Annotated in this window: 26 protein-coding genes; 7 read left to right on the top strand and 19 right to left on the bottom strand. The window is 73.2% G+C overall.

Features of this window, described 5'->3' with window-relative positions; translation table 11 throughout:
* Positions 1-116: 116 nt before the first annotated feature.
* From IE332_RS18460 to IE332_RS18470, 3 genes are all read right to left on the bottom strand, one after another.
* Positions 117-305, bottom strand: coding sequence for a YegP family protein (locus IE332_RS18460; protein WP_189917543.1), 189 nt, complete (start codon positions 303-305; stop codon positions 117-119).
* 296 nt (positions 306-601) lie between these two features.
* Complete coding sequence (locus IE332_RS18465) at positions 602-811, bottom strand: hypothetical protein (protein WP_189917545.1); 210 nt, start codon at positions 809-811, stop codon at positions 602-604.
* 115 nt (positions 812-926) lie between these two features.
* The gene (locus tag IE332_RS18470) at positions 927-1,337 is read right to left on the bottom strand and encodes an ester cyclase (protein ID WP_189917548.1); all 411 of its coding nucleotides are present in this window, start codon (positions 1,335-1,337) and stop codon (positions 927-929) included.
* Between the two features lie 128 nt (positions 1,338-1,465).
* Here IE332_RS18470 and IE332_RS18475 point away from each other — a divergent pair, with 128 nt between their 5' ends.
* Positions 1,466-2,161 carry a helix-turn-helix domain-containing protein gene (locus IE332_RS18475; RefSeq protein ID WP_189917550.1) on the top strand — a complete coding sequence of 232 codons (696 nt, stop codon included), beginning with the start codon at positions 1,466-1,468 and terminating at the stop codon, positions 2,159-2,161.
* Between the two features lie 81 nt (positions 2,162-2,242).
* Here IE332_RS18475 and IE332_RS18480 read toward each other — a convergent pair whose 3' ends face one another.
* The gene (locus IE332_RS18480; RefSeq protein ID WP_189917552.1) at positions 2,243-2,902 is read right to left on the bottom strand and encodes a TetR/AcrR family transcriptional regulator; all 660 of its coding nucleotides are present in this window, start codon (positions 2,900-2,902) and stop codon (positions 2,243-2,245) included.
* 111 nt (positions 2,903-3,013) lie between these two features.
* Between IE332_RS18480 and IE332_RS18485 the strand changes: the two genes are divergently transcribed.
* Entirely contained in the window at positions 3,014-3,679 is a 666-nt protein-coding gene (locus tag IE332_RS18485) for a hypothetical protein (protein ID WP_189917553.1), read from the top strand.
* A gap of 324 nt (positions 3,680-4,003) precedes the next feature.
* Here the strand turns inward: IE332_RS18485 and IE332_RS18490 are convergent, their stop codons facing one another.
* Entirely contained in the window at positions 4,004-4,651 is a 648-nt protein-coding gene (locus IE332_RS18490) for an HNH endonuclease family protein (RefSeq protein WP_189917555.1), read from the bottom strand.
* A 293-nt stretch (positions 4,652-4,944) separates the two neighbouring features.
* Positions 4,945-6,327, bottom strand: a complete 1,383-nt coding sequence (locus tag IE332_RS18495) for an amino acid permease (protein WP_189917557.1) — start codon at positions 6,325-6,327, stop codon at positions 4,945-4,947.
* Between the two features lie 414 nt (positions 6,328-6,741).
* On the opposite strand from IE332_RS18495, the gene IE332_RS18500 reads away from it, so the two are divergent.
* Positions 6,742-6,966, top strand: coding sequence for a hypothetical protein (locus tag IE332_RS18500; RefSeq protein WP_189917559.1), 225 nt, complete (start codon positions 6,742-6,744; stop codon positions 6,964-6,966).
* A gap of 158 nt (positions 6,967-7,124) precedes the next feature.
* On the opposite strand, the gene IE332_RS18505 is transcribed toward IE332_RS18500, so the two are convergent.
* Both IE332_RS18505 and IE332_RS18510 read right to left on the bottom strand, forming a co-directional pair.
* Positions 7,125-9,239 (bottom strand): MMPL family transporter, encoded by a 2,115-nt coding sequence (locus IE332_RS18505; protein ID WP_189917561.1) that lies wholly within the window; start codon positions 9,237-9,239, stop codon positions 7,125-7,127.
* Between the two features lie 152 nt (positions 9,240-9,391).
* Positions 9,392-10,333: a deoxyribonuclease IV gene (locus tag IE332_RS18510; RefSeq protein ID WP_189917563.1), complete on the bottom strand. Its 942-nt coding sequence runs from the start codon at positions 10,331-10,333 to the stop codon at positions 9,392-9,394.
* 187 nt (positions 10,334-10,520) lie between these two features.
* Here IE332_RS18510 and IE332_RS18515 point away from each other — a divergent pair, with 187 nt between their 5' ends.
* The 3 genes from IE332_RS18515 to IE332_RS18525 all read left to right on the top strand — a co-directional run bounded on the left by IE332_RS18515 (position 10,521) and on the right by IE332_RS18525 (position 14,466).
* Complete coding sequence (locus tag IE332_RS18515; RefSeq protein WP_189917565.1) at positions 10,521-11,921, top strand: cytochrome P450 family protein; 1,401 nt, start codon at positions 10,521-10,523, stop codon at positions 11,919-11,921.
* A 358-nt stretch (positions 11,922-12,279) separates the two neighbouring features.
* On the top strand, positions 12,280-13,365 hold the full coding sequence (locus IE332_RS18520) for a right-handed parallel beta-helix repeat-containing protein (RefSeq protein WP_189917567.1): 1,086 nt from the start codon (positions 12,280-12,282) through the stop codon (positions 13,363-13,365).
* A gap of 66 nt (positions 13,366-13,431) precedes the next feature.
* Positions 13,432-14,466 carry a methyltransferase gene (locus tag IE332_RS18525; RefSeq protein ID WP_189917569.1) on the top strand — a complete coding sequence of 345 codons (1,035 nt, stop codon included), beginning with the start codon at positions 13,432-13,434 and terminating at the stop codon, positions 14,464-14,466.
* Between the two features lie 127 nt (positions 14,467-14,593).
* Here the strand turns inward: IE332_RS18525 and IE332_RS18530 are convergent, their stop codons facing one another.
* The 9 genes from IE332_RS18530 to IE332_RS18570 all read right to left on the bottom strand — a co-directional run bounded on the left by IE332_RS18530 (position 14,594) and on the right by IE332_RS18570 (position 21,446).
* Positions 14,594-15,289: a class F sortase gene (locus IE332_RS18530; RefSeq protein ID WP_189917571.1), complete on the bottom strand. Its 696-nt coding sequence runs from the start codon at positions 15,287-15,289 to the stop codon at positions 14,594-14,596.
* Between the two features lie 102 nt (positions 15,290-15,391).
* Positions 15,392-15,847: a hypothetical protein gene (locus IE332_RS18535; protein ID WP_189917573.1), complete on the bottom strand. Its 456-nt coding sequence runs from the start codon at positions 15,845-15,847 to the stop codon at positions 15,392-15,394.
* A gap of 361 nt (positions 15,848-16,208) precedes the next feature.
* Entirely contained in the window at positions 16,209-16,529 is a 321-nt protein-coding gene (locus tag IE332_RS18540; RefSeq protein ID WP_189917921.1) for a TcmI family type II polyketide cyclase, read from the bottom strand.
* A 5-nt stretch (positions 16,530-16,534) separates the two neighbouring features.
* Positions 16,535-16,990, bottom strand: coding sequence for an SRPBCC family protein (locus tag IE332_RS18545; protein WP_189917575.1), 456 nt, complete (start codon positions 16,988-16,990; stop codon positions 16,535-16,537).
* Position 16,991: 1 nt separating this feature from the next.
* Entirely contained in the window at positions 16,992-17,252 is a 261-nt protein-coding gene (locus IE332_RS18550; RefSeq protein WP_189917577.1) for an acyl carrier protein, read from the bottom strand.
* A gap of 49 nt (positions 17,253-17,301) precedes the next feature.
* The gene (locus IE332_RS18555; RefSeq protein WP_189917579.1) at positions 17,302-18,543 is read right to left on the bottom strand and encodes a beta-ketoacyl synthase N-terminal-like domain-containing protein; all 1,242 of its coding nucleotides are present in this window, start codon (positions 18,541-18,543) and stop codon (positions 17,302-17,304) included.
* 5 nt (positions 18,544-18,548) lie between these two features.
* Complete coding sequence (locus tag IE332_RS18560) at positions 18,549-19,805, bottom strand: beta-ketoacyl-[acyl-carrier-protein] synthase family protein (protein ID WP_189917581.1); 1,257 nt, start codon at positions 19,803-19,805, stop codon at positions 18,549-18,551.
* Complete coding sequence (locus tag IE332_RS18565; protein WP_189917583.1) at positions 19,802-20,227, bottom strand: cupin domain-containing protein; 426 nt, start codon at positions 20,225-20,227, stop codon at positions 19,802-19,804. The genes IE332_RS18560 and IE332_RS18565 overlap by 4 nt, the downstream gene beginning before the upstream one ends.
* Before the next feature lie 43 nt (positions 20,228-20,270).
* Complete coding sequence (locus tag IE332_RS18570) at positions 20,271-21,446, bottom strand: SchA/CurD-like domain-containing protein (protein WP_189917585.1); 1,176 nt, start codon at positions 21,444-21,446, stop codon at positions 20,271-20,273.
* A gap of 208 nt (positions 21,447-21,654) precedes the next feature.
* Here IE332_RS18570 and IE332_RS18575 point away from each other — a divergent pair, with 208 nt between their 5' ends.
* The gene (locus tag IE332_RS18575; protein ID WP_373313756.1) at positions 21,655-23,376 is read left to right on the top strand and encodes an FAD-dependent oxidoreductase; all 1,722 of its coding nucleotides are present in this window, start codon (positions 21,655-21,657) and stop codon (positions 23,374-23,376) included.
* 66 nt (positions 23,377-23,442) lie between these two features.
* Here the strand turns inward: IE332_RS18575 and IE332_RS18580 are convergent, their stop codons facing one another.
* Both IE332_RS18580 and IE332_RS18585 read right to left on the bottom strand, forming a co-directional pair.
* Positions 23,443-25,104, bottom strand: a complete 1,662-nt coding sequence (locus IE332_RS18580; protein ID WP_189917589.1) for an APC family permease — start codon at positions 25,102-25,104, stop codon at positions 23,443-23,445.
* Between the two features lie 386 nt (positions 25,105-25,490).
* Positions 25,491-25,700 (bottom strand): MbtH family protein, encoded by a 210-nt coding sequence (locus IE332_RS18585; RefSeq protein ID WP_189917591.1) that lies wholly within the window; start codon positions 25,698-25,700, stop codon positions 25,491-25,493.
* Positions 25,701-25,774 lie beyond the last annotated feature (74 nt).

Raw genomic sequence — 25,774 nt, forward strand, 5'->3', positions numbered from 1 at the left:
GTGTTCTGTCCCTGCCCGGCGTGCACCCGGCCAAAGGGATCTGTCGTACAAGCGAACGCGGGTCGGCGATTTGCACCACCGACCCGCGTCCCCCGTCACCTGCCGCCGTTCCGGGCTCACAGCGAGCCGGCGGCCTCCTTGAGCTCGGCGTACGGCGCGAGCTTGCGGATCGACTCGATGCTCTTCAGGCAGTCGTCCTTGCTCTCCTCCGGGTCCCCGGTCACCACGACCGACCCGTTGCTCGCCTTGAGCTGGAACCGGTGCATCCCGGTTTCGTCCACGTACAGCTCGAACCTACCCGCCATGACAGAAACAGCCTTCCGTTCGGAGTGCCCCCTGGCACCGGACCGTAGGCTCAACACCCCTGCGCCGCACGTCAGAAGAGCCATCCGAGTGGGAACCCCCGGGCGGTCGTCGGCCGTCTGCCCGATGCCTCAGGGTAGTGGGTGGGGGATCAGCGGGGACGCGGGCGCGCGGGGGAGTCCGAGGCGGAAAGAGACGGGCGACCGACCGCGGTGCGCGGCCCGTTAGCCGGTCGCCACGACGGAGCGAATGACCGAAGGCTCCCCCGGCACACGGCCGGGGGAGCCTTCGCCACCGCTCAGTAGTGCCCTTGGTTCTGCCTGTCCGTCACCGGATGCACGGGCGTGGCGGTGTCGGAGGTGTCGGCGGGTTCGTCGGCTCGATGGGCAGCGGAGACCGGCGCCTGCGGTGCGGCGGCGTGCGACGGTGTCGCGAGGCCGAACGCGGCGCTCGCCACGACGGCGCTCATGACGGTCATCTTCGCGAGCCCGCCACCGAAGTCCGGCATGTGATACCTCCCCCGTTCATCTCCCGCCCCACCGGCGGGAGTTGATGCCGTCAGCAAACCACCGGCCGGGGGCGGGAGCAACCCTCCGGGGCCCCTGGTCGCGGGCGGCGGTGGGTCACTCGCCCTTGAGCTGCTGGACCAGGCCGAGCCGGTCGATGACGGCGTGCCGCTCGCTGATGCGGTCGCCGACGAAGCGGAACAGGGCGAAGGCCTCCGTGCTGACGCGCTTGCCGGTGGCCGGGACGCCCATCAGCGGGCCGGAGTGGGTGGCCGTCATGCGCCAGCGGACGACGACGTCCTCGCCCTCGCCGAGCAGGTCGAGGATCTCGAACGACGGGTCGGCGTGGGTGGCGTGCACCTCGCGGATGGCGTCCTTGAAGCCCTGCGGGCCCCGGACGTTCTGGTGCTTGCCCTCGGTGGTGGTGAAGTCCGCGGTGAACAGTTCGTCGGCGACGTCCAGGTCGCCGGCCTCAAGTGCCTTGTAGAGGCGGCGGACGGCGTTCTTGCGGTACTCGACGGTGGTCATGGGTCCCCTCCCGAGGTGGATTGCGAGCGGATCGCCGAGCGACTTACTGAGCGATCCCTCAGTAAGTTAACCTGTTCCTGAGCGATTACTCAAGTAGTCGAGGCGGCGGGAAGAGACGGAGGCCGGAGATGGCTCAGGCGCGAAGCGGTCGGCCCTCGACCGGGGTGCGGGAGGCGGTGCTCAAGGCGACCGAGGAGGCGCTCGGGGAGGCCGGACTGGCGCTGTCCACCAAGGAGATCGCGCGCCGGGCGGGCGTCGCGGAGTCGAGCATCTTCTACCACTTCGGCGACCGGCTGGGCCTGCTCCAGGCCGTCATCGGGCTGCACCTGCCCGCCTTCGCCGACGCGACGGCCATCCTCGGTGCGCCGGAGGCCGACCCGGAGACCGACGCGCGGACCGACCCGGAGACCGACGCGCGGACCGGCCCGGAGGCCGACCCGGGGGCCGGCCCGGGAACCGACCTTGAGGCCGATCTCACCGCCCTGCTCACCCGCCTCGAACAGTTCTACCGCCGGATCATGCCGATCCTCGGCGCCGTCCAGTCCGACGTCCAGCTGCGCGGGCTGCTCTCCGAGCGCGGCGGCGAGATCGGCCCGCACCTCGCCCTCGGGGCGGTCGCCGACGCCGTCCGGGCCCGGCAGGCCGCGGGTCGGCTCCCGGCCGCGCTGGACCCGGCCGCCGCGGCCGTCCTCCTCGTCGGCGCCGCCCATCAGCGCGCCCTCCACGCCCATCTGCTGGGGGAGGCCGCGGCCCGCTTCCTCCCTCCGGTCGAGACGGTCGCCCGCACCCTCGCCCCGGCCTTCGGGCGGCACCCGAACAGGTAGCGCTCGAACAGGTAGCGCTCGAACGGGAAGCGCCCGAACGGCAAGCGCCCGGTCGGGCGGTGCCCGAACACGACCCCGTCCCTACGGCCGGGGTCCGCCGCTCCCCGGACCGTCCGCGAGCAGCGTGCCGAACCCCGCGCACAGCAGCCGGACGCTCCGGGTGAACTTCTCGTCCTGGTCGGGGCGCGGTGCCGACGGGTCCATGAGCAGGGGGAAGCGCCGGCACAGGTCGGCGTAGAGCTCGGCGGTGACGGGCGGTGGCGCGGCCGGCTGGTTCTGCTCCTGGAGTACGAAGCCGGTGACGTGGCTGAGCAGGGTGTCGGCGGCGATGACGCAGTGGTCGGCGGGCAGGCCCGCGTCGTGGAGGGTGCGCAGCAGCCGTTCCATGAGGGAGAGGGCGCCGGTGCTGAGCGTGCCCGGGCTCTCGGCGAGGAGTTGGGCGCCGCCCGGGTGCTGTTTGATGCTCAGGCGCAGGGTGGCGGCCTGGGCTTCGACGCGGTCCTGCCAGGCGGCGTCGGGCGGGAGGGCGGCGATGGCTTCGGTGCCGGCGTCGTACGCCTGGCGGCAGACCCGGTCGGCCATCAGGGCGAGCAGTTCGTCCTTGCCGCGCACGTGGTAGTAGAGGCTGCCCGCGTGGGTGTCGAGCCGGTCGGCGACCTGGCGCATGGACAGGTTCTGGTAGCCGACCTCGGCGAAGACGGCCATGCCCGCGTCGACGATGCGCTCCTTGGTGAGCTTCATGGGATCCACCGTAACAAGCTTTTCCAACACTGTTAGAAAACTGTGCTAGTTTTGCGCCATCAGGTTTTCGAACGGCGTTGGAAGCGCCGTCACCAGGGGGAGGAGCCGGCAATGGAGGCGATCGTCTTCAATGTGACCACGGCCGCGCTGATGGTCATGATGGTCAACAGTGGACTCGGCGTGGTCGGCCGGGACACCCTGCGCGGGCGGCCGCTCCCCTGGGCGGCGATCGCCCTGACCGCGATCGCCGTCGGCGGCGTGCTGCTGCAGCTGGTGTGGTCCGGTGCCATGGACGCGCTGGACGGCGACCCGTCGAAGTCCGGCTGGTGGCGCGAGTTCACCTCGGTGTTCATGCAGAACGGCGGCCTCTTCGGCGGCCTGTGGAACCTCGTCACCCTGGCCGCCGTCGCCGCGCTCGCCCACTGGTACTGGGGCGGACCGCTCACCCTCGCCTTCTTCCTCGCCGGCATCGTGCTCCCCGGCCGGATCGACACCCTGCTCGGCTTCGGCGAGGGCCCCAGCACCGACCCGCGCAACTTCGCCGGCAGCTCCGGCGCCACCTACTTCCTCGGCGCCACCCTGGCCCTCGCCTTCCTCACCCGCACCCGCCTCCCCAAGGAGATCGCCCTGGCCGCCGGTGTCCCCGCGCTCGGCCTCGCGATGTGGCTCGCCCAGGACAACGGCCACGGGCTCGTCTCCGTCTACGGCTTCGTCCTCGCGGCGGCGGTCTGGGCGGTCCGCCGGCGGCTGCCCCGCCCGGTCGAGCGGACGGCCTGACCCCCGAACGGCCCGGGCCGGCAACACCACACGGCACCACCACCCAGCACCACCACCCGGCGGCACGGCATCTGCCACCCGCCGCCGAAGGCCCGCCGATCCGGCGGGCCTTAGCCGTTCGCCGTCACGAGCGTCTGGCGCGGGCGCGGATCCCCGGCCGTCCGGCCCGCAGTGGCTCGAAGTCGGCGGCCACCGGCCGCGGTTGCTGCCCGGCATCGCATCCGAGGCCCGCCCCTCCGCACCTCGCCCGACCGCGCGCCGGAGGGCGCGGCTAAGCCCCGCGCCGTGGGCCGGGGCGCGGGGCGTCACGCAATGGGCCTGGGGTCAGCAGCCGTTGAGGATGCCGGTGAGGGCGGTCTTCTCGGCGCTGTCGACGCCGAGGCCGTAGTACTGCTTCACCTGCACCCAGGCACGGGCGTAGGTGCAGCGGTAGGAGGCCTGGGGGAGCCACTCGGCGGGGTCGCGGTCGCCCTTGGAGCGGTTGCTGCTGGCGGAGACCAGGAGCAGCTGGGGGCGGGTGACGTCGTTGGCGAAGGCCTGGCGCTGGGCGGTGGTCCAGGACCAGGCGCCGGAGGCCCAGGCCTCGGACAGCGGCACCAGGTGGTCGACGTCGAAGGAGGAGGCGTTGGTGGTGGTCGCGTTGTCGTACGGCGAGGACCAGGAGCCGCTGGTGGCCTTGCAGGAGGTGTCGGTGGCGACGTTGCTGCCGTCGCGCTTGACGACCCACTCGCGGGTGTCGCAGGTGCCGCTGACGGTGATCCAGGTGGGGAACAGCGTCCGGTCGTAGGTGCTCGCGTGGGTCTCGGCGGTGGCGGGCATCGCGGCGAGGTAGGACCGGGCGGTGGCCGCGGAGATCGGGGTCGGGAGGGCGGCCTGGGCGGGGGTGCCGGCGGTGAGCACGGTCGCGGCGGCGAGGACGGCGGCGGCCGGGACGAGGGGCAGGAACCGGCGTATGGACGCGGTGGGGGCCATGGCGAACGCTCCATCATCAGATCGGATGAGCTGCTGAATTGCGTGCGCCAGTGTGGCGAGCGGGTCACCTACGCGGGTAGACCCGGGAGGTGAAATCCTCGTGGATATCGGCCCCGTACCGGGCCACGGCCGGACAAGTCCGGCGTCCGCCAAGGGGGTTCACAACCACCTCGGGCCCCGGAACCGCATCCGTCCCGGCCCCCGGAGCCGCACCGGCCCGGCCCCCGGAAGCACAGCGGCCCCGGCCGCGCGAACCGCGACCGGGGCCTTGCCGGGGGAGCTGGGACCGGAGGTCAGTCGCGGCGCCGGCCCGCCATCCAGACGTAGACCAGGATCCCCGCGAACAGGAACAACACGCCCTGGTAGACGGCGGCGTAGCCGGCGCCGGCGAGGAGCCAGAGCGAGAAGGCGAAGGCGCCCAGCCCGAGGACGGCGTCCCGGACGAGCCGGCCGTGGTCGACCTTCTCGGTGGCGCCGCGGACCAGCCAGTACAACTGGGCGGCGGTGGAGAGCAGATACGGGACGGTGGCGGTGAAGGTGGTGACCAGCACCAGCATGTCGAAGGCGTGCTTCGCGCCACTGGCGAAGTTGAGGACGGTCAGCACCGAGGCCAGGGCGACGCTCACCAGCACGCCGAAGGTCGGCACCCCGCGCCGTTCCTTCCCGAAGGCGGCCGGGAACAGGCCGTCCTGGGCGGCCGCGTACGGCGCCTGGGCGGCGAGCAGGGTCCAGCCGTTGAGGGCGCCGGTCATCGAGACCAGCGCGGCGACGGCGATCGCCGTGCCGCCCCAGGAGCCGCCGAACATGCCGTTCACGGCGTCCGAGAACGGTGCGGTGGAGTGGACGAGCCGGTCGTGCGCGACGCTGCCGAAGACGGCCAGCGTGCCCAGCAGGTAGACCACCGCCGCCCCGGTGGTGCCGAGCACGCTGGCCCGGCCGACGTTGCGCTCCGGGTCGCGGACCTGGCCCGCGCTCATCGCGGCGGACTCCACGCCGAGGTAGCTGAACAGCAGGATGGCCGCGGCGGCGGTCATGCCGCCCGCCCAGCCCTGGCCGCTGCCGTCGAAGGGGCCGAGGTTCTTCGGGTCGAAGAAGAACAGGCCGCCCACCGAGACCAGCAGCAGCGGGATGAACTTCAGGACGGTGGAGACGAGTTGGACGGCCCCGACGTACCGGGTGCCGGCCAGGTTCGCCAGCGCGGGCAGCCACTGGAAGGCCAGCGCGGCGGTGATCTCCAGCGCGATGTCGTGGTGGATCGGCACCAGCACGTCCAGGTAGCCGACGGCGGCCACGGCGAGCGCGGCGTTGCTGACCCAGGTGGTGATCCAGTACGACCAGGCGGACAGGAAGCCGGCGAAGTCCCCGAAGGCCTCGCGGGCGTAGACGTACGGCCCGCCGGTGCGCGGGTTGCGGCGGGCCAGTTGCCCGAAGACCAGCGCCAGCACGATCGCGCCGACGGTGAGCACCGCGAAGGCGAGCAGGCTGACCGTCCCGTACGGGGCCACGGCGGCGGGGATCATGAAGATGCCGCCGCCGATGATGTTGCCCATCACCAGGGCGGTGGCGGTCGCCAGCCCGAAGCGGCCGTTCTTCGCGGGGGTGGGGTCGACCGGGCCCGGGTCTGTCGGGCCGTCCGGTCGGGTCGCCTGCCGGGGCGCGGCGGGACTGGTCTGCATGAGGGTGGTGCGCCTTTCGTGGTCCTGCTCGGGCTCCGGCCGCGCGCTCGGTGGAGCGGGTACGGGCGTGCGGAGCGACCGTTCATGCTCGGACCGGACGCCATCGGCTACCAAATCGACGGGATTTGTTCAGTTCACCCGGCATCTGACCGCAAGTCTTACGGTCCTGCGGCGGCCGGACGGGCACTCGTCCGGCGTTCTCCGCCCGGGTGTTCGACCGTGATCACCTTCGGACCACAGGGTTCGCCCGGCCGGGGGAGTTCCCTCACCCGAATGCCTCAGTCGGGTTGCGAATGAGGCGGATTCGTGGGCGTTCGTGTGCCAACCTGTGCCGGTGCCGCGGGGTGGCCGGGTGTGTTGGTGGCCGGCCCCGGGGCACTCCTCCCATGCCAGAAACCACCCAAAGGACAGTTGATGTCGCTTCGTGGAAACGCCCGCAAGCTCGCCGTGATCGCCGCCGTGACCGGCGCCGCCGCCTTCGCGGCGCCGGTGCCGGCGATGGCCTCTTGGCACGCGTCGCACTCGGCGACCGGCACCAGCCTGGAGTCGGGTTCGGCCGGTGTCGGCCTGTTCGGCCCGCACGCCCAGTGGCTCAACGTTCACGAGCACACCGAGGACGACTGCATCGGCGACTGCTGATCGACTGACGGTCGACCGACGGTCGGCGGCTGATCGACGACTGAGCCCGGGTACCGCCACGTCGGTACCCGGGCTCACCGCTGTCCGCCCGCCGTGCCCTGTCAGTCCCGCGCGAGCCCGTCCGCCCGCCGCGCTCCGTCAGTCCCGCGAGAGCCCCGTCAGTCCGGTACGTCCGCCGGCTCCTGCGCGCCCGGCGCGGCCCGTGCGACCGCCCCGGGCCGGGACAGCAGGCTCGGCCACCACATGTGCCGGTCGAGGTCCATGGTCAGCGCGGTGACCAGGACCGAGCGCACCACCAGGGTGTCCAGCAGCACCCCCAGCGCCACCGCGAAGCCGATCTCGGCGAAGCCCACCACCGGCAGGGTGCCGAGCACCGCGAAGGTGCTGGCCAGGATCAGCCCGGCCGAGGTGATCACCCCACCGGTGGCGGACAGCCCGTTCAGCGCCCCCTGCCGGGTGCCGTGCTGGGCGGACTCCTCCCGGACCCGGGTCATCAGGAAGATGTTGTAGTCGATCCCCAGCGCGACCAGGAAGACGAAGACGAACAGCGGGAACGCGTTGTCCTGGCCCTGGAAGTGGAAGACGTGCTCGAAGAAGAAGACGCTGATCCCGAGCGCCGCCGCGTACGACAGCACCACGGTCGCGATCAGCACCAGCGGCGCGGTGACGGCCCGCAGCAGGACGGCGAGGATCAGCAGCACCACGCCGAGGACCAGCGGGATGATCGCCCGGTTGTCGTTGCCGGCGGCGCGTCCGGCGTCCAGGATCACGGCGGTGCTGCCGCCGACCTTGGCGTCCGCTCCCGGTACGGCGTGCACGGCGGCCCGCACCCGGTCGACGGTGGACTTGGCGGCCCCGCTGTCCGGCGGGTCGGTGAGGGTGGCCTGGAACAGGGCCTGTCCGCCGTGGACGACCGGCGGCGTGGTGGCGGCCACCCCGGCCGTGGTCCGGGCGGCCTCCCGTACGGCGGGGGCGCCGGTGCCGGTGGAGATGATCGTGAGCGGCGCGCCGGTGCCGCCCGGGAAGTGCTGCGACAGCACCTGCTGGCCGACCACCGAGTCCGGTTTCCCGGTGAAGGTCCCGGCGGTGCTGAGGCCGTTGGCGTCGAGTGAGACCAGGCCGACGCAGCAGGCCGCGAGGGCCAGCGCCGTCCCCACCCACACCTTGCGGGGCCGTCGGCCGATCCAGGCGCCGATGTGCGCCCAGCGTCCGGTCCGGGTCGGTTCCGGGGTGCCGTAGGCGGGCCGGACCGGCCAGAACACCCAGCGGCCGACGATCACCAGCAGCGCGGGCAGCAGGGTGAGCATGGCGAGGAGCGCGATCAGCACGCCGATCGCGCAGACCGGGCCGAGGCCGCTGGTGGAGTTCATCTCGGCGATCAGCAGGCAGAGCATGGAGGCGATCACGGTCGCCGAGGAGGCGAGGATGGCGGGCCCCGCGCGGTGCAGGGCGAAGGCCATCGCCTCGTGCCGGTCCTGGTGGCGGCGCAGCTCCTCGCGGTAGCGGGCGGTGAGCAGCAGCGCGTAGTCCGTCCCCGCGCCCAGCACCAGGACGATCAGGATGCCGGCGCTCTGCGCGTTGACGGTCAGGCCGGCGTGCTTGGCGAGGAGGTAGATGAGGGCCTCGGAGACGGTCAGCGCGCCGGCGGCCGTGACCAGCGGCAGGGCCCACAGCACCGGGCTGCGGTAGGTGAGCAGCAGTAGGACGATCACCACGCTGACGGTGGCGGCGAGCAGCGAGCTGTCGATGCCGGAGAAGGCCGCGGCCTGGTCGGCGCCGACCCCGCCGGGGCCGGTGACGTGGGTGGTCATGCCGTTGCTGTCGGCGGCGGCGGTGCGGCGCAGCTGCTCGACGGCGGGCTTCAGGTCGTTCCAGCCGTTGGTGCCGATGTCGATCGGCACGATGGTCTGCATGGCCTGGCCGTCGGTGGAGACCACCGGGCCGACCACCGGTCCGACGACGTGCGGGACGGCGGCGAACTCCACCGCCTCGCGGGTGGCCTCGGCCCGGTCGGCGGGGGTGATGCCCCCGGCGCGCTGGTACACCACGACGGCCTGGGCGGTGTCGACCGGCTGGAAGGTCCGCTGCTCGTCGAGCACCTGGGTCGACTCGGCGTTGCCGGGCAGCCAGCTGGACGCCTGGTTGTCCTCGGCTCCCATGAGCTTGCCCGCGAGCGGGCCGAGCGCCACGAGCAGCACCAGCCAGAGGGCGAGCACCACCCACTTGCTGCGGCGTCCGCACGGCAGCGCGGCGAGTTTCCGGGTCGGAGACATCAGGGTCCCCCAGGGAGGCCAGAGGCGATGATTTTTTCCAGCCTGCCATCGGTCCGGCCATCCGGCAGCTCCGGTCCGCCGCCCGGCACGGGCCAGACCCTCCCCGCAGGGGCCAGACCCTCCCCGCAGGGGTCAGACCCTCCCGGCCAGGGTCAGACCCGGACCGCCGCCCGCTCCCGCAGCTCCTTCAGCACCGCGATGTCCATCGCGTGCCCGGTGCCGTCCCCGCCGTGCTTGCGGTCCGGGGTCTCCACCAGCAGCGGCACGCCGGCGGTCTCCGGGTGCTCGAACAGCTCGCGGAACGGCTCGGCGCCGATCATCCCGGCGCCGATGTTGGCGTGCCGGTCCTTGCGGGCACCGACGACGTCCTCGGAGTCGTTGGCGTGGATCAGCCGCAGCCGGCCCGGACCGGCGGCGGAGGCCAGGGCGTCCAGCGCGGCCGTCACCCCGCCGGGCACCGCCAGGTCGTGTCCGGCGGCGAAGGCGTGGCAGGTGTCCAGGCAGACCCCGACCTTGGGGTGGCCGTCCAGCGCCTCCACGTACTCGGCCAGTTCCTCCAGCCGCGAGCAGAGCGAGCTGCCCTGACCGGCGGTCGGCTCCAGCAGCAGCCAGGGCGCGTCCTCGCCGAGCGCGTCGAGCTCGTCCAGCAGCGGCCGGACGTCCTCGCGGACCTGCGCCATCGCCTCGGCCCGACGGGAGCCGCCGCCGGGCGCGGTGCCGACGGCCGAGCCGGTGTGCAGCACGACGCCGAGGGCGCCGATGGCGTGGCCGCGGCGCAGCGAGTGCCGCAGCGAGTCGGCCGAGCGCTCGCGGGTGGCCGGGTTGTCCGAGCCGAAGTTGATCAGGTAGGGCGCGTGCACCCAGGCCGGGACGCCCTGTTCGGCGCAGGCGAGGCGGAACTCCTCGTCCTGGGCCGGGTTCCCCGGGGGAGTGGCCCAGCCGCGCGGGTTGGCCACGAACACCTGCACCGTCTCGGCGCCGACCCGCCGCGCGTACGCCAGGCCCGTCCCGGCCAGCCCCCGGCCGGCCACCGGGACGTGGGCGCCGATCGGGTTGCGGACGGTGGCGACGGGCGGTACGGGCGCGATGGTCATGGCCCCGAGGATGTCACGCGGCCGGACGGGGGTGTCGGGCAGACCGGTACGGCCGTCCCGGGGGAGGCCCGGCGAAACGATCCTCTGTACTCGATCGAGTGAATTCGGGGTGGTAATCACGACCTCCGAGCTCCGGCTCCGTCACGATCCGTGACCACGTGGACTCCACGACTCCGAGGAGACGACCGTGACCACCGCCGAACCCGTCGAGACCGTCGACCTGCGCGCCGACCACCTGGTCCGCGACCCCTTCACCGCCTTCGCCGACCTGCGCGAACGCGCCCCGCTCGCCCGCGCCACCATCCCCGGCGTGGACCCGTTCTGGATCGCCGTCCGCTACCAGGACGTCCGCACCGTGCTGTCCGACCCCCGCTTCGTCAACGACGTGAACACCGTCGACCACCCGGCGGACCGGACGGGCGCGGCGGGCACGACGGCGGGCGCGCCGGACGCGGCGGACACGACGGGCGAAACGGCGGACACGACGGCTGCGACGGCCGACACGGACCCGGCCGGGGTGCCCGCCCCCGCCCACCGCACCGAGCAGGTCTGGCGTGCCCGCGGCATGCCGCCCGAGTGCGCCGAGTTCCTGCGCGCCGGGGTCTTCGGTGCGGACGGCGCCCGGCACCGCCGGATGCGCGGCCTGGTGCACCCGGCCTTCACGGCCGGCGCCGTCGAGCGCCTGCGGCCCCGGATCGAAGGGCTCGCCGAGGAGTACGCCAGGGCGCTGGCCGAGCACGCCGACCCGGACGGCGTGGTCGACCTGGTCGCGCACTTCGCCTACCCGCTGCCCGTCACGGTGATCTGCGAGCTGCTCGGCATCCCCGAGTCCGACCGCCCGCAGTGGCGCCGCTGGAGTTCCTACCTCGGCCGGGGCGCCGGGCCCGGGCTGGACGAGGCGCTGCGCGCCATGGTGGCCGCCGCCCGCGAGCTGATCGAGCGCCGCCGCGCCGAGCCCGCCGAGGACCTGCTCTCCCGGCTGGCCGCCGCCGAGGGCGACACCCTCGACCCGGTCGAGACCGTCTCGCTGATCCTCAACCTGATCGTGGCCGGGCACGAGACCACCGCCACCCTGATCGGCAACGGCACGGCCGCGCTGCTCGCCCACCCCGAGCAGCTGGCCCTGGTCCGCGAGGACCCGGCCCGGCTGCCCGCCGCCGTCGACGAGCTGATGCGCTGGCGCGGACCGACCATCGGCGGCGTGCCGCGCTACGCGACCGAGGACCTCACCCTGGCCGGCACCCTGATCCGCAAGGGCGAGGCGGTGATGCCGATCCTCGCCGGGGCCAACCACGACCCGCGGGTCTACGCCGAGCCGGAGCGACTGGACGTCTGCCGCGCGAGCGCGCCGGACCGCGACGGGCCGCACGACGCGCACCTCGGCTTCGGCCACGGCGCCCACCGCTGCCTGGGCGCGGCGCTGGCGCACGAGGAGGCGGTGGTCGCCTTCGGCGCGCTGCTGCGGACCTACCCGCGGCTGGAGCTCGCGGTCGGACCGGAGGCCGTCGAGCGCGGCCCCAACCCGGCGGCCTGGCACCTCGCCGCCGTGCCCGTCCGCCTCGGCCCGCAGGCCCCGGCGGAGGGCTGAGCCTCCGCCTCGGGAGCCCGGCCGCACCCGCGCCCGGCCGCACCCGACCCTGACCGACCCGCGCCCGACCGCACCCGCGGCCGGGCGCGTCGTCATGTCCGGGCGGAGCACGCCACGCCGGGCCCGTCCCACCACCGGCCGACGCCCCGTCAGCCCCGCAGCCCAGCCCTGGTGGCGGCTCCACCCGGGCGACCGTACCGTCGACTCGGCCGCACCCACCGGCCGTCACCACCCGGGTACAGCGCGTCAGCCCACACCCGCCGGCCCGGGCCGAACACCGCGACACGCCGCCCCACACCGCGACACCGTCCCACCCCACCTCGAAGCACCGCGCGCGCCGAAAGACAGGTCACCACTGATGCCCACGCGACGGGTCCACCACCTCGCCGCGGCCACCGCCGCCGCCACCACCGCCCTGACCACCGTCCTCACCACCCTGGCCGCCGCGCCCGCGGCCCACGCCGTCGACATCGGCCCGGTGCACCTCCTCCGGCCGGGCGAATCGATTCAGCACGCGGTGGACGCCGCCCACCCCGGCGACACCGTCCTGCTGCTCCCCGGCACCTACCGGGGCAGCGTCCGCATCACCACCCCCGGCCTCACCCTGCGCGGCTCCGGCCCGGACACCGTGGTCACCCCCGGCACCGGTACGGAGAACGCCTGCGCCACCGCCGGGCACGGCATCTGCGTGGACGGCACCGAGGCGAACCCGCTGTCCGGCGTCACGGTCGAGTCCCTCGCCGTCACCGGCTTCGCCAAGAACGGCATCGACGCCAGCGGCACCACCGGCCTGACCGTCCGCCGCACCTACGTCCACGACAACGCCCAGCAGGGCATCAGCCAGGAGATGTCCACCCGGGCCGTCATCGTCCACAACCGCTCGACCGACAACGGCCAGTCCGGCGTCTTCCTCGCCAACTACGCCTACCGCGAGGGCGGTTCGCCCGACACCGGCGGCACCGTGGTGGAGGGCAACGAGCTGTCCGGGAACCGGGTGGGCGTCACCGTCCGCCGGCTGCGCGGGCTCACCGTCCAGAAGAACGACATCAGGGGCAACTGCGGCGGCGTCTTCGTGGTCGGCGACGAGGGCGTGCCCCGCGCCGGGAACCTCGACGTACGGAACAACCGCGTCGTCGCCAACAACAAGTTCTGCCCGGCCAACCCGCGCCTGGGCGCCATCCAGGGCGCCGGGATCGTGGTCACCGGCACCGAGGACGTCCGGGTCACCGGGAACGAGGTCCGCGACAACACCGGCACCTCGGACTTCTCCGGCGGCATCGTCCTCTACAAGAGCGTCGTCGGCGTCCCCAACGCCCGGACCGTCGTCACCGACAACCGGCTGAGCGGCAACGGCCCGGCCGACCTCGCCGACCGCGACGCCGGCACCGACACCACCTTCGCCCGCAACACCTGCGACCGCTCCGAGCCCTCCGGCCACTGCTGAACCCCCCTCACCAAGCCCCCCGCCAAGCCCCCGCTCCCCACCCCCGCTCCACCGGGAAGGACGTCCATGACCACCGCACCCGCCCACACCAGCCCGCAGGCCGCGATGCGCCTGCGCGAGCTCGTCTTCGGCGCCGCCTGCGCCGCCGCCGTCCGCGCGGCGGCCCGGCTCGGCGTCGCCGACGCGCTCGGCGACACCCCGACCGCCGTCACCGACCTCGCCGCCGCGCTCGACACCGAGCCCCGCCAGCTGCGCCGCCTGCTGCGCGCCCTCACCTGCTACGGGATCTTCGCCGAGACCGCCGACGACCGCTTCGAGCACACCGAGATGTCCCGGCTGCTGCGCGAGGACGCCCCCAACTCCCTGCGCTACATCTCCCTCTGGTGCACCGAGCCGTGGACCTGGGAGGCCTGGCCGAAGCTGGACGAGGCGGTCCGCTCCGGCCGCAACGTCTTCCCCGAGCTGTTCGGCAAGGAGTTCTTCGAGTACCTGCACAGCGAGGGCGGCGACTCGGCGAAGGTCTTCGACAAGGCGATGACCACCTCCAGCCGGCAGTCCGCCCGGGACTTCGCCGACTACCTGGACCTCACCGGCGTCGACTCGGTCGTCGACATCGGCGGCGGCCAGGGCCACGTGCTGGCCAGCCTGCTGGACAAGCACCCGGCGCTGCACGGCACCCTGCTCGACCTGCCCAAGGTCGTGGCCGGCGCCGACCCGCGGCTGCGGGAGGGCGGCGCCTTCTCCGCCCGCGCCCGGCTGGTGCCGGGCGACTGCCGGGTGGACATCCCGGTCCGCGCCGACCTCTACATCATCAAGAACATCCTGGAGTGGGACGACGAGAGCACCCGCCGCACCCTCGCCAACGTGGTGAAGGCGGCCCGCCCCGGCGCCCGGGTGGTGGTGGTGGAGAACCTCGTCGACAACAGCCCCTCGATGCGCTTCACCACCGCGATGGACCTGATGCTGATGCTCAACGTCGGCGGTGCCAAGCACTCCGAGGAGAGCATGGTCCGGCTGATGGAGGAGGCCGGTCTCACCGTCACCGAGGTCTGCCCGGTCAACCCCTACCTGCACGCCTTCGAGGCCACCGTCCGCGGCTGACCGCAGGCACCGACAACGACGACCGCCGGCCCCCGGTCTCCCGGGGCCCGGCGGTCGTCGGCGTGCACCGCTCCTGGTGGGCGCGTCAGGCAGGGCGCGCCAGGTGGGGCGAGTCAGGCAGGGCGCGTCAGGCCTTGTGCGAGGACTCCAGGTGGGCGAAGACCACCACGTTGTCCAGGTAGTCCCGGCGCTTCTTGTCGTAGGTGCCGCCGCAGGTGATCAGCCGCAGCTGGGCGTCGGGGGTCTTGCCGTAGACCTTCTGGTCGGGGAAGGCGTCCTTGGCGAAGGTCTCCACCGAGTCCACCGAGAAGACCGCGACGGTGCCGTCGGCGCGGGCCACCTCGACCTTGTTCCCGGGCAGCAGCAGGCTCAGCAGCAGGAACACCGCCGGGCCCTTGGTGGTGTCCACGTGGCCGGCGACGACCGCGCTGCCGCGTTCGCCCGGGGTCACGCCGTCCCGGTACCAGCCGACCAGGTTCTTGTCGTCCGGCGGCGGGGCGTTGAGCTGGCCGCCCGGGCCGAGGGTCAGCTCGGTGAACGGCGCGTCCACGGCGATCTGCGGGATCCGCAGCCGGGCCGGCTTGGCGCGCTTCAGCGCCGGGGCCGCCGGGGCCGCGGGCGCCGCCGCCGGTGGCGGAGTGGCGGCCGCGGACGGCCCGGGGGCGGCCGGTGCGATGGCCGCCGGGGGAGCGGCCTGGGTGGCCGTCGAGTCGGTGCTCGGCTCGGTGTCCACCGAGTTGTAGATCAGCAGCAGACCGACCGCTGCCGCGCCCATCCCCGCGCGCAGCAGCCGGGGCATTCCAGAGGCGGGACCGCCCGTCATTCCTGTCCTCCGCTCACACGGGTCCGAACGGACCGCCGCCCCCGGTGCGCCCCGTCCCGGCCGGGGAGGCGCCCGGAGGCGGCGGAAGTGGGGCGCCGGGCGTCAGGCGACCGCGCCGGAGGCACGGCGGCCGCGGCGCAGGGCGTAGGCGCCGGCCCCGAGGCCGCCGAGCAGCAGCACCGCGCCGGAGGCGAGCCCGCCGCCGGACAGCGCCAGACCGCCGCCACCGGTGTGCACACCGCCGTGCGGGGTCGTGTGGTCCTCGTCCTTGGCCTCGGTGCCCTTGTGCTCACCGGAGCCCTTGTGCTCCTCGGTGCCCTTGTGCTCCTCGGAGGCGGCGGGGGCGCCCTTCTTGTCGTCGGCCGGCTTGGAGCTGTCGGCCGGCTTGGCGGCGTCGGCGGGCTTGGAGCTGTCGGCGGCCGTCGACTTGTCCTGCTTCTCCTGCCAGGTGAGGTTCTTGCCCTGGTCGGAGGAGCCGTCGGCGAAGGCCATGGGGGCGCCGACGGTGAGGACGGCGGCGACGGCCGCCCCGGCGAGCAGCGTGCGTGCAGAACGCATGAGGATGATCCTTCCGGCGCGCGGACCCGCGACTGCCGGCTCGGTGCCGGACAAAGGGGACTCGCGGGGGGTGCGCCTGATCCACCGTCATCCACCGTGCCGCCGCCTGCCACCGGAGCGTGGCAGCGCCGGTGCTGACTGTGCGCCCTTCGGGTGGACTCCCGGGTGTGTTCACCCGGGCGCGCGGGCGATCCGGGTGAATCCGCGCCCGGGACGGCGCGAGGCGGTAGGGGAATCACAGGGGAACGGCAGGGAGTCACAGGGGAACGGCAGAGGAACACACGGGGAAGCGGCAGGGGGACGGCACATGGGCCCGCCCCCGGCGCGGTGCCGGGGGCGGGCCCATCGGGGCGAGCCGGGATCAGCGGTCCCAGCGGTAGAACTCCCGCGCCATCGCGTCCTTGGGCTCGCGCCAGGTGGCGGGGTCGTAGGCCTGGACGAAGGAGGTCAGGCGGTCGCTGACGGACCGGAACTCCGGGTGTCCGACGACCTGGGCGACGGCCGGGCCGGGCGGGCGGTCGGCCTCGATCAGGTGCAGGTAGACGTCGCCGAACTGGAAGAGGCTGCGTCCGGTCACCCCGATCAGGTGCGGCAGTTCGCCCTGGTCGGAGGCGGCGAACACCTCGGCGATGTCCGGCGCGGCCTCCGGCTTCATCCGGGCGACGATCAGCGCCCGGTGCACGCCGCTCACAGCTCCGCCGCCCGCTTCTCGACCTTCTCGCGGATCAGCTGCATCTGGATCCGCGAGTTCTTGTTGATGTGGTTGACCATGCCGTCGTCGTCGACCGGGGCGGTGGGCTTCATCGCGAAGTCCTGGATCCAGCGCATCCTGGTGCCGGCCGGGACCTCCGCGTACTCCCAGCGGATCTCCATGAACTCGAACGGGCCGGGCTCGACCCGGCGGGCGTTCACCGCCAGCGAGGGCTTGTCGGTGGTCCGCTCGGAGACCCAGCTCCACACCTGGCCGTTGTCGTCCGGGTGCATGGTGAGCCGGAACTGCACCCGGTCGCCCTCGCGTTCCAGGACCTCGACCGAGGCGTACTCGCTGAACAGGTCCGGCCAGTTCTCCAGGTCGTTGGTGATCTCCCAGACCAGGTCGAGCGGCGCGGCGATGACGATCTCGTTGTCGGTGTGTCCGGGCATCTCAGGCACCAGCCTTCGCGGCGAGGGAGGAGTTGACCAGCTCCATGAACTCGGCCGGGGTCTTGGCCGACTCGGCGCCGGAGGTGACCTTGAGGCCGTGCCGGTTCTCCAGCTCGCCGACGACGCCGAGCAGGCCGAGCGAGTCGACGCCGAAGGCGTCGAACTCGGCGCCCGGCCGCTCGAGGTCGCCCGGGTCGACGGTGACGCCCGCCCGCGACTGCAGCAGGGCGGCGAGTTCCGGATAGCTGAGGGTGTTGCTCACGGGGTGTCCCTTCGGGGTGTGACGGAGCGGTCCAGGACCGCGGTGTGGTTCAGGACCGCTCCCCGCGCCGGAGCACCAGCGCGGAGTTGGAGCCCATCAGCCCGCGACTGAGCACCAGGGCGGTGCGCAGTTCGGCCGGGCGGGCGCGGTCGGTCACCAGGGCGAGGTCGTGGCAGACCTCGGTGACGTTGGGGGTGGGCGGCAGCACGCCGTCCTCCATGGCCAGCACGGCGGCGGTCACGTCCAGCAGCGGGGCGCCGCAGTAGGCCCGCCCCGTACCGGTCTTGGGCGCGGTGACCGGGACGCGTTCGGCGGCCGGGCCGAGCGCGTCGGCCAGCGCCAGCGCCTCCGCCCGGTCGGCTTCGGGCACGCCCAGGGCGTCCGCGAAGACCACGTCGATCTCCTCGGGCGCGATCCGGGCCCGGTCCAGCGCGATCCGGATCGCGGCGGCCAGCCCCTCCCGGGACTCCGCCCAGCGGGAGGCCCCGGTGAAGGTGGCGCCGTGCCCGGCCAGGTGGGCCCGGACGGCGGCGCCGCGCCGCCGGGCCGCCTGCTCGTCCTCCAGCAGCAGCATCGCACCGCCCTCGGCGGGGGCGAAGCCGCGGGCCTTCGCGGTGAACGGCAGGTAGGCCTCCTCGGCCCGCTCGGCCAGGCTGAGCTCGGGGTAGCCGAGCTGGCAGACCATCGAGTACGGCGCCAGCGGGGCCTCGGCGGCGCCGGCCACCACCGCGTCGGTGCCGCGCTCGATCGCGCGGGCGGCGTGCGCGAGGGCGTCCAGGCCGCCGGCCTCGTCGCTGGCGACGACGCCGCACGGGCCCTTGTAGCCGCCGCGGATGGAGATCTGGCCGGTGCTGGCCGCGTAGAACCAGGCGATGGACTGGTACGGTCCGACGAACCTCGGCCCCTGGCCCCAGAGTTGCTGGAGCTCGCGCTGGCCGAACTCGCCGCCGCCGGAGCCGGCCGCGGTCACCACGCCGACCGCGAAGGGGTCCTCCGGGTCGGGCCGGAAGCCGGCGTCCGCCACCGCCAGGTCGGCGGCGGCCATCGCGTAGTGCGTGAACCGGTCGGTCTGCACCAGGAAGCGGTTGTCGATCGCCGACTGCGGCTCGAAGTCCCGCACCTGGCCCGCGATCCTGAGCGGCAGCCCGGTGCAGCCCTCGCGGGATATCCGGTCGAGGACGCTCACGCCCTGCCTGGTGGCCTTCCAGAAGGCGTCGGCCCCGACACCGTTCGGTGCCACCACGCCGAGGCCGGTGACCACCGCCCGGCGTCCCTGCTGACGTGACGTCATGGAACTCACCCCGTTCTGTTGAGCACGACGGCGGACTGGAATCCGCCGAATCCGCTGCCGACCGAGAGGATGTGGCTCAGCGGCAGCTCGCGCGCGGTGCGCGGCACGTAGTCGAGGTCGCACTCCGGGTCCGGAGTCTCGTAGTTGGCGGTCGGCGGCACGACGCCGTGGGCGAGCGCCAGGGTGCAGGCGACGACCTCGATGGCACCGATCGCGCCGAGCGAGTGCCCGACCATCGACTTGATCGAGCTCATCGGCGTGGCGAACGCGTGCTCGCCCAGCGAGCGCTTGACGGCCGCGGTCTCGTGCCGGTCGTTCTGCTTGGTGCCCGAGCCGTGCGCGTTGACGTAGTCGACGTCGGTGCGGTCGACCCGGGCGTGGGCGAGCGCGTGGTCGATCGCCCGGGACATCTCCAGCCCCTCCTTGGTGAGGCCGGTCATGTGGTACGCGTTGCCGAAGGTGGCGAAGCCGCCGACCTCGCCGTAGATCCGGGCGCCGCGGCGGCGGGCGTGCTCCAGCTCCTCCAGCACCAGGACGGCGCCGCCCTCGCCCAGGACGAAGCCGTCGCGGTCGGCGTCGAAGGGGCGGGAGGCGTGCTGCGGGTCGTCGTTGCGCTCGCTGGTGGCCTTGATGGCGTCGAAGCAGGCGACGGTGATCGGCGAGATCGGGGAGTCGGACGCGCCGGCGACGCAGATGTCGGCGCGGCCCTCCTCGACCGCCTGGAAGCCGTAGCCGATCGCGTCCAGACCGGAGGTGCAGCCGGTGGAGACGGTCTGCACCGGGCCGCGGGCACCGGTCCGCTCGGCCACCGCGGAGGCGAGCGTGCTGGGCGCGAAGGCCCGGTGCAGCTGCGGCTCCGCCTGCCGGTGGTCCACGTCCCAGCGCGCGCCGCCGGCGCTGACCAGGGCGTAGTCGTGCTCCAGCCGGGTGGTGCCGCCGACGGCGGTGCCGAGCGAGACGGCGATCCGCCACGGGTCCTCGGCGGTGAGGTCCAGACCGGCGTCGGCGATCGCCTCGTCGGCCGCGACCATCGCGAACTGGACGTAGCGGTCCGCCCGTCGGACGTCTTCCGGTCCAAGCCCGTGGGCCGCCGGGTCGAAGTCGACCTCGGCGGCGATCCGGGAGCGGAACCCGGTGGGGTCGAAGAGCGTGATGCCCCGGGTCGCGGTGCGGCCGGCCGTGAGGAGTTCCCAGAACGCCGGGACCCCGACCCCGCCGGGCGCGACCACACCGATCCCGGTGACGGCGACGCGCCGGGTCACGAGGCCACCTTGGCGTGTTCCGGCGGGCCCGAGGCGGCGGACTCCTCGGTGGTCACGTGGCCGAGGTCGGGGCGCGGGGCGAGCGGGCCGAGGTGGAAGACCATCCGGGCCTCGGTGTCGCCGACGTTGCGGAAGCGGTGGCGCATGTTGATCGGGATCATCAGGCCCTGGTCGGGCTTGAGCGGGTGGGGCTTCCCGTCCAGGTCCACCTCCAGCTCGCCGCAGACGACGAAGACGAACTCCTCGGAGTACGGGTGGTAGTGCTCGCCGATCCGCTCGCCCGGCTTGACGATGGCCAGGCCCATGAAGCCGCTGGTCGCCCCGCAGCTGGTCGGGGTGAGCATGGTGCGCAGCTCGGCGCCGTGGCGGCGGTTCTCCGGAGCCTCGTCGACGTTGACGATCCGTGGGTAGTGCGTGGTCATGGTGGTCTTCCTCCGGTGGAGTTGACGAGGGGGGGAGGGAGGGTCAGTCGGTGCCGGGCCCGTCGGAGCTGCGGTCGGTGACCGGGTTCATCGCGCGGGCGGCGAGGAACGCGCTGAGCCCGGCGACGGTGCGCAGGTCGCCCTGCGGGCCGAGGTCGAGCAGCCGGGCCAGGGCGGCCGCCTCCTGGTCGTCCGCCACGCCGAGCGCGGCCGCCGGGTCGGCCTCGGCCGGCACCCGCAGGTCGACCAGGCGGACCACCACGTCCTCGCGCTGGAAGACGGTGCCCGCCGCCACGGGCCCGGTCGGGTCGGCGGTGGCCAGGTTGTCGTAGTCGGCGAGCAGCTCGGCCACGACCCGCCCCTCGCCGGGGCGGACGGGGTAGAGCACGGCGTGCCGGTGCAGCCGGCCGGAGGCGGGGGAGCTGGCGATCGCCTGGTGCCTGGCGGGCAGCGCCGCCTTGGCGAAGAAGGCCCGGGCGGACTGCGGGTCGCCCAGCTGGCGGGCTTCCTCCAGGTAGGGGTTGATCGCCTCCTCGACCGCCCGGACCTCGGGCTGCATCGCCACGTGGCGCAAAGCGTCGCCCAGGCTGCCGACCACCTCGACGGCCCGCACCACCCGGTTGCCGTGCATGAACAGCGAGGTGCGCCGCAGCCGGGTGTGCTCGTCCACCTCGGCCTTGGGGGAGGTGTAGCCGGAGAGGATCCTGGCCACCTCGGACTCGCTGCCGGGCTTGACGGTGAAGGTCAGGGCGTGCCGGACCACGCCGTCCGGGCCCGGGTCGGCCTTCGGCGGGCCGACCTGCCCGGCGGGCGCGGTGCGCGGCAGGCCCGGCGGCACCTCCATCGGGGCCCGGGTGCCGGTGGAGCCGGCCGCCGAGGTCTCGCGCAGGACGGCGTAGCGCAGCGAGCGGAAGTTGTCGCTGACGCAGCCGTGCATCGGCTTGACCATCTCGCGGTGGGCCGGGCTGTCCACCCACTCCAGGAAGGTCTCCTGGTCCCTCCACTCGCTGGTGATCAGCCACTGGCGCGGGTCGTTGATCGACTGGCACAGCTGGTCACTGACGTGGCCGGGGACCGAGGCCACCTGGTGGCGCAGCTGCTCGTAGACGTCGAGGAAGCGCTGCTGGGCGCCGTCCTGGATCTCCAGCATCAGCACCACCCGCAAGCGGGAGTCGGACTCGTCCTGCTGCTTCGGCTGGGGTTCGGACAGAGTTGTCATGATCCACTTTCTGCTCTGGGCGCGCGTGCTGCGGGCCGTGTCAGCCGTGCCCGGCGGGTGCTCCCCGGCCTGGGAAGGCGGTGCGACGGCGGTCGGCCCGGGCGGACGGCGCCAGGCCTGAGGTCGATCGTGGGCGGCTCACCGGGCGCGGCGCGAGATTTGCGGGCCATCCGGGCGAAGGGGCGGCACAGCGGGCCCCCGACGGGGGATGGAAGAGCGGGGCCCCCGGCTGAGCGGGCCCGTCGTGGGCGGCGCCGGGACCGGTCGCCGCTCCGCGGAATCCCCTTACAGGGTGGAGCAATTGATGAATCCGAAGATCGACGACCGGGTGCCCGTCCTGATCGTGGGCGGCTCGCTGGTCGGCCTGTCGGCCTCACTCTTCCTCGGTCGACTCGGGGTCAGGCACCTGCTGGTCGAGAAGCACGCCGACACCTCGCGTCACCCGCGCGGCCGAGGCAACAACGTCCGCACGATGGAGCTGTACCGGGTGGCCGGGATCGACTCGGCGATCCGCGAGGCGGCCTCGGTCCTCGCCCCCAACCACGGCATCCTGCAGGCGCCCTCGCTGACCGGCGACGAGCAGGAGTGGCTGTTCCGCGAGATCGACCCGGGCGGCCGGCTGGCCCGGTTCAGCCCGGGCGCCTGGTGCCTGTGCAGCCAGAACGACCTGGAGCCGGTGCTGCTGAGCTCGGCCCGCGACCTGGGCGGGGACGTCCGGTTCAACACCGAGCTGATCTCCTTCGAGCAGGACGCCGACGGCGTGACCTCGGTGCTGCGCAGCCGGGAGACCGGCGAGGAGCGGGTGGTGCGCTCGGAGTACCTGGTCGCGGCGGACGGCCCGCGCAGCCCGGTCCGCGAGCGGCTGGGCATCGGCCAGAGCGGCAAGGGCGAGCTGTTCCACAACGTCAGCATCACCTTCCGGGCCAAGCGGCTGGCCGAGGTGGTCGGCGACCGGCACTTCATCGCCTGCTACCTGACCAACCCGGAGGCGGACGGCGCGCTGCTGCCGGTGGACAACCAGGAGGAGTGGGTCTTCCACGCGCCCTGGCACCCCGAGCACGGCGAGCCGCTGGAGGCCTTCACCGACGAGCGCTGCGAGCGGCACATCCGCACCGCCGTCGGCATGCCGGAGCTGGACGTCGAGGTGACCGGCCGGGCGCCCTGGCACGCCGCCGAACGGGTGGCCGACCGGTACGGCGACGGGCGGGTCTTCCTGGCCGGGGACTCCGCCCACGAGATGTCCCCGACCGGCGCCTTCGGTTCCAACACCGGCATCCAGGACGCCCACAACCTGGCCTGGAAGCTCGCCGCCGTGCTGTGCGGCTGGGCCGGGCCGCGGCTGCTGGAGACGTACGGGCAGGAGCGGCGCCCGGTGGCCCGGGTGACGAGCGAGCGCGCCTCGGCCCGCTCCGCCGAGCACAGCCACCCGGGCTACGCGGTGGTGCCGGGGGTCGGCCGGCAGGCCGGGGTGCTCGCGGTGGCGCTCGGCTACCGCTACCCGGTCGGCGCGGTGATCGGCACGGACCGGGAGGGCGCGGTGGTCCCCGAGCAGTTCGAGTCGACGGGCGAGCCGGGCAGCCGGGCCCCGCACCAGTGGCTGCTGCGGGCCGGGGTGAAGCTCTCCACGCTCGACCTGTACGAGCAGGCGATGGTGCTGCTCACCGGTTCCGACGGCGCGGCCTGGCACGCGGGCGCCCGCCGGGCGGCCGACCGGCTGGCCGTCCCGCTGGACACCTACCGGATCGGCGACGGCGCCGAGGACGACCTGGCCCCGGAGCCGGGCGGCGACTTCGCCGCCCTGCACGGCGTCGGCCCGCAGGGCGCGGTGCTGGTCCGCCCGGACGGGTTCGTCGCCTGGCGCTCGGCCGGTCCGGTGCTCGACCCGGAGGCCGAGCTGGGCAGGGTGCTGCGGACGGTGCTGGCCCTCTGAGGAACGCGGAAGGGCCCGCCGGTCGTCCTGCGACCGGCGGGCCCTTCCCGATGGTGGGGGTGGAGGTCAGTGACCGCCCGCGTCGATCACCTCGACGTCGGCGACCTCCCGCTCGATCTCCTCGGCGGGCAGGGCGACCCGGATCGCCCAGTAGTAGATGCCGATCGCGAACACCGCGACCAGGCCCATGTCGTACCACATCGGGATCCGGCCGGCGCCGTCACCGAAGCCGCCCTGCCAGGAGATCAGGCCCAGGCCCAGCAGGTAGACCGGCAGCCACTGGGCGGCCTTCCAGTTCAGGCGCGGCGCGTTCGGCAGGCGGTTCTTGATCGCGTACCAGGCGTAGCCGCCGAGCAGGGCGTAGCCGAGCACGATCGCCAGGCCCAGGCGGGACAGGGTGTGCCAGCCGGCCCAGTAGATGATCAGGCTGGAGACCACGAAGGCGGCGGGGGAGATCACGTCGCCCAGCGGCAGCCGGTAGGAGCGCTCACGGTCGGGCAGCCGGCGGCGCAGCGCGCCGAAGGCCAGCGGGGCGCCGGCGTACATCAGCACGCTGGCGGAGGTGATGAAGCCGACCAGCTCCTGCCAGCTCGGGAAGGGCAGGAAGCAGATCACGCCGGTGACGAAGGACAGGATCAGGCCGAACCACGGCACGCCGTTCTTGTCCAGCTGCTCGAACTTCTGCGGCGCGTAGCCGTTCTTGCTCAGGCCGTAGGAGATGCGCGAGGTGGAGGTGGTGTAGATCAGGCCGGTGCCGCCGGGGGAGATGATCGCGTCGACCTTCAGGATCCAGCCGAGCCAGCCGAGGCCGATCAGGGTGGCGAGACCGGCGAAGGGGCCGTCGATGCCGGGGAAGTCGAGCTTGTCCCAGCCGTTGGCGAAGGAGCTGACCGGCAGCGCGCCGATGAAGACCACCTGGAGCAGGGTGTAGATCAGGGTGCCGATGGCGACCGAGCCGAGGACGGCGCGGGGGATGTCGCGCTTGGGGTTGCGGCTCTCACCGGCGATCTGGATGGCCTGCTCGAAGCCGAGCAGCGCGAAGATGATGCCGCTGGTGCTGATCGCGGCGAGCACGCCCTTGGCGCCGAACGGGGCGAAGCCGTGCGAGGTGAAGTTCGAGGTGTGGAAGCTGGAGATCGCCAGCATGAAGATCGTGAACAGCGGCACGAAGATCTTCAGCCAGGTGGTGATGGTGTTGGTCCGGGCGAGGGCCTTCACGCCGAGGAAGTTGACCGCGACGAAGACGCCCATCAGCAGGGTGGCGACGACGAATCCGCTGAGGGTGAGAGTCTTGTCGGCGTTCAGCAGGCCCCCGGCCCCGGGCAGGTCCTTGCTGTAGTTGATCATCGCCTCGACCTCGATCGGTGCGACGGTGGCTGCCTGGAGCCACGAGAACCAACCGAAGGACATGCCGGCCAGGCCGCCGAAGGCGTAGTGCGGGTACCGCGCGGTACCGCCGGCGACCGGGAAGAGGCCGCCGAGCTCGGCGTGCACGAACGCGAGGAGCACGATCGCGACGGCGCCGATGACCCAGGAGATGACGGCCGCCGGTCCGGCGGCCATGACGCCGCTCTTGGCGCCGAAGAGCCAGCCGGAGCCGATGATCGAGCCGACCGATGCCCACATGAGGCCGACGAGGCCGATGGAGCGGTTGAGCGACCGGGTGGTGGTGCCGGATTCGGCGCCGGTGCTCTGTCCGGGCGGCGAGATCTGGTTGAGGGAAGCCATTAGCGATCTCTCTGTGTGTGGGGGCTCCGGGGTGGGCGGAGCGCGGAGAGTTGCCACACAGTAGGGCTATTCATAGACCTCTGCACAGATCTCATTACTGAATGTTTACTTTCTTTGCCGGAGATCCCTGCTGGTAGGAGGCATTCTGTTCAGTTGTCTGTTACGTTACTTGTGAGTAAGTCCGGGATTTGAGCGTTGATTGAGGTTTGCCTCGCGAGCCTGCATTATTGACAGCCCCGGCGATTCATGACGATGGCTTTATCCGCATAGTGATGCGGGCTGCGCCTGTGGGTGACGGGGTGGTCGCCGACCGCGCCCGACGACTCCGCCCCCGGCGGCGGCCGTGGCCGGAACCGGGGGCGGAGTCTCTTCGTGCGGGGCGGGGGCTACCGCTCGGTGGCCTCGATCAGGCTCTTCGGGCGCATGTCGGTCCAGGAGCTCTCGATGTGGTCCAGGCACTCCTGGCGCCCGGCCTCGCCGAACACCTGCCGCCAGCCGGCCGGGACCTCGGTGAAGACCGGCCAGAGCGAGTGCTGGCCCTCGTCGTTCACCAGAACCACGTACTTGGCCTCGGGGTCCTCGAAGGGATTCGTCACCGCGTCACCTGTTCTCGCATCAGCCGGCTGACCGGCTGGCCGGATGGACAATGAGGAGGTGGCGGAGGTGGATC

It is taken from the genome of Kitasatospora xanthocidica, from assembly GCF_014656195.1.
Taxonomy (GTDB): Bacteria; Actinomycetota; Actinomycetes; order Streptomycetales; family Streptomycetaceae; genus Kitasatospora; species Kitasatospora xanthocidica.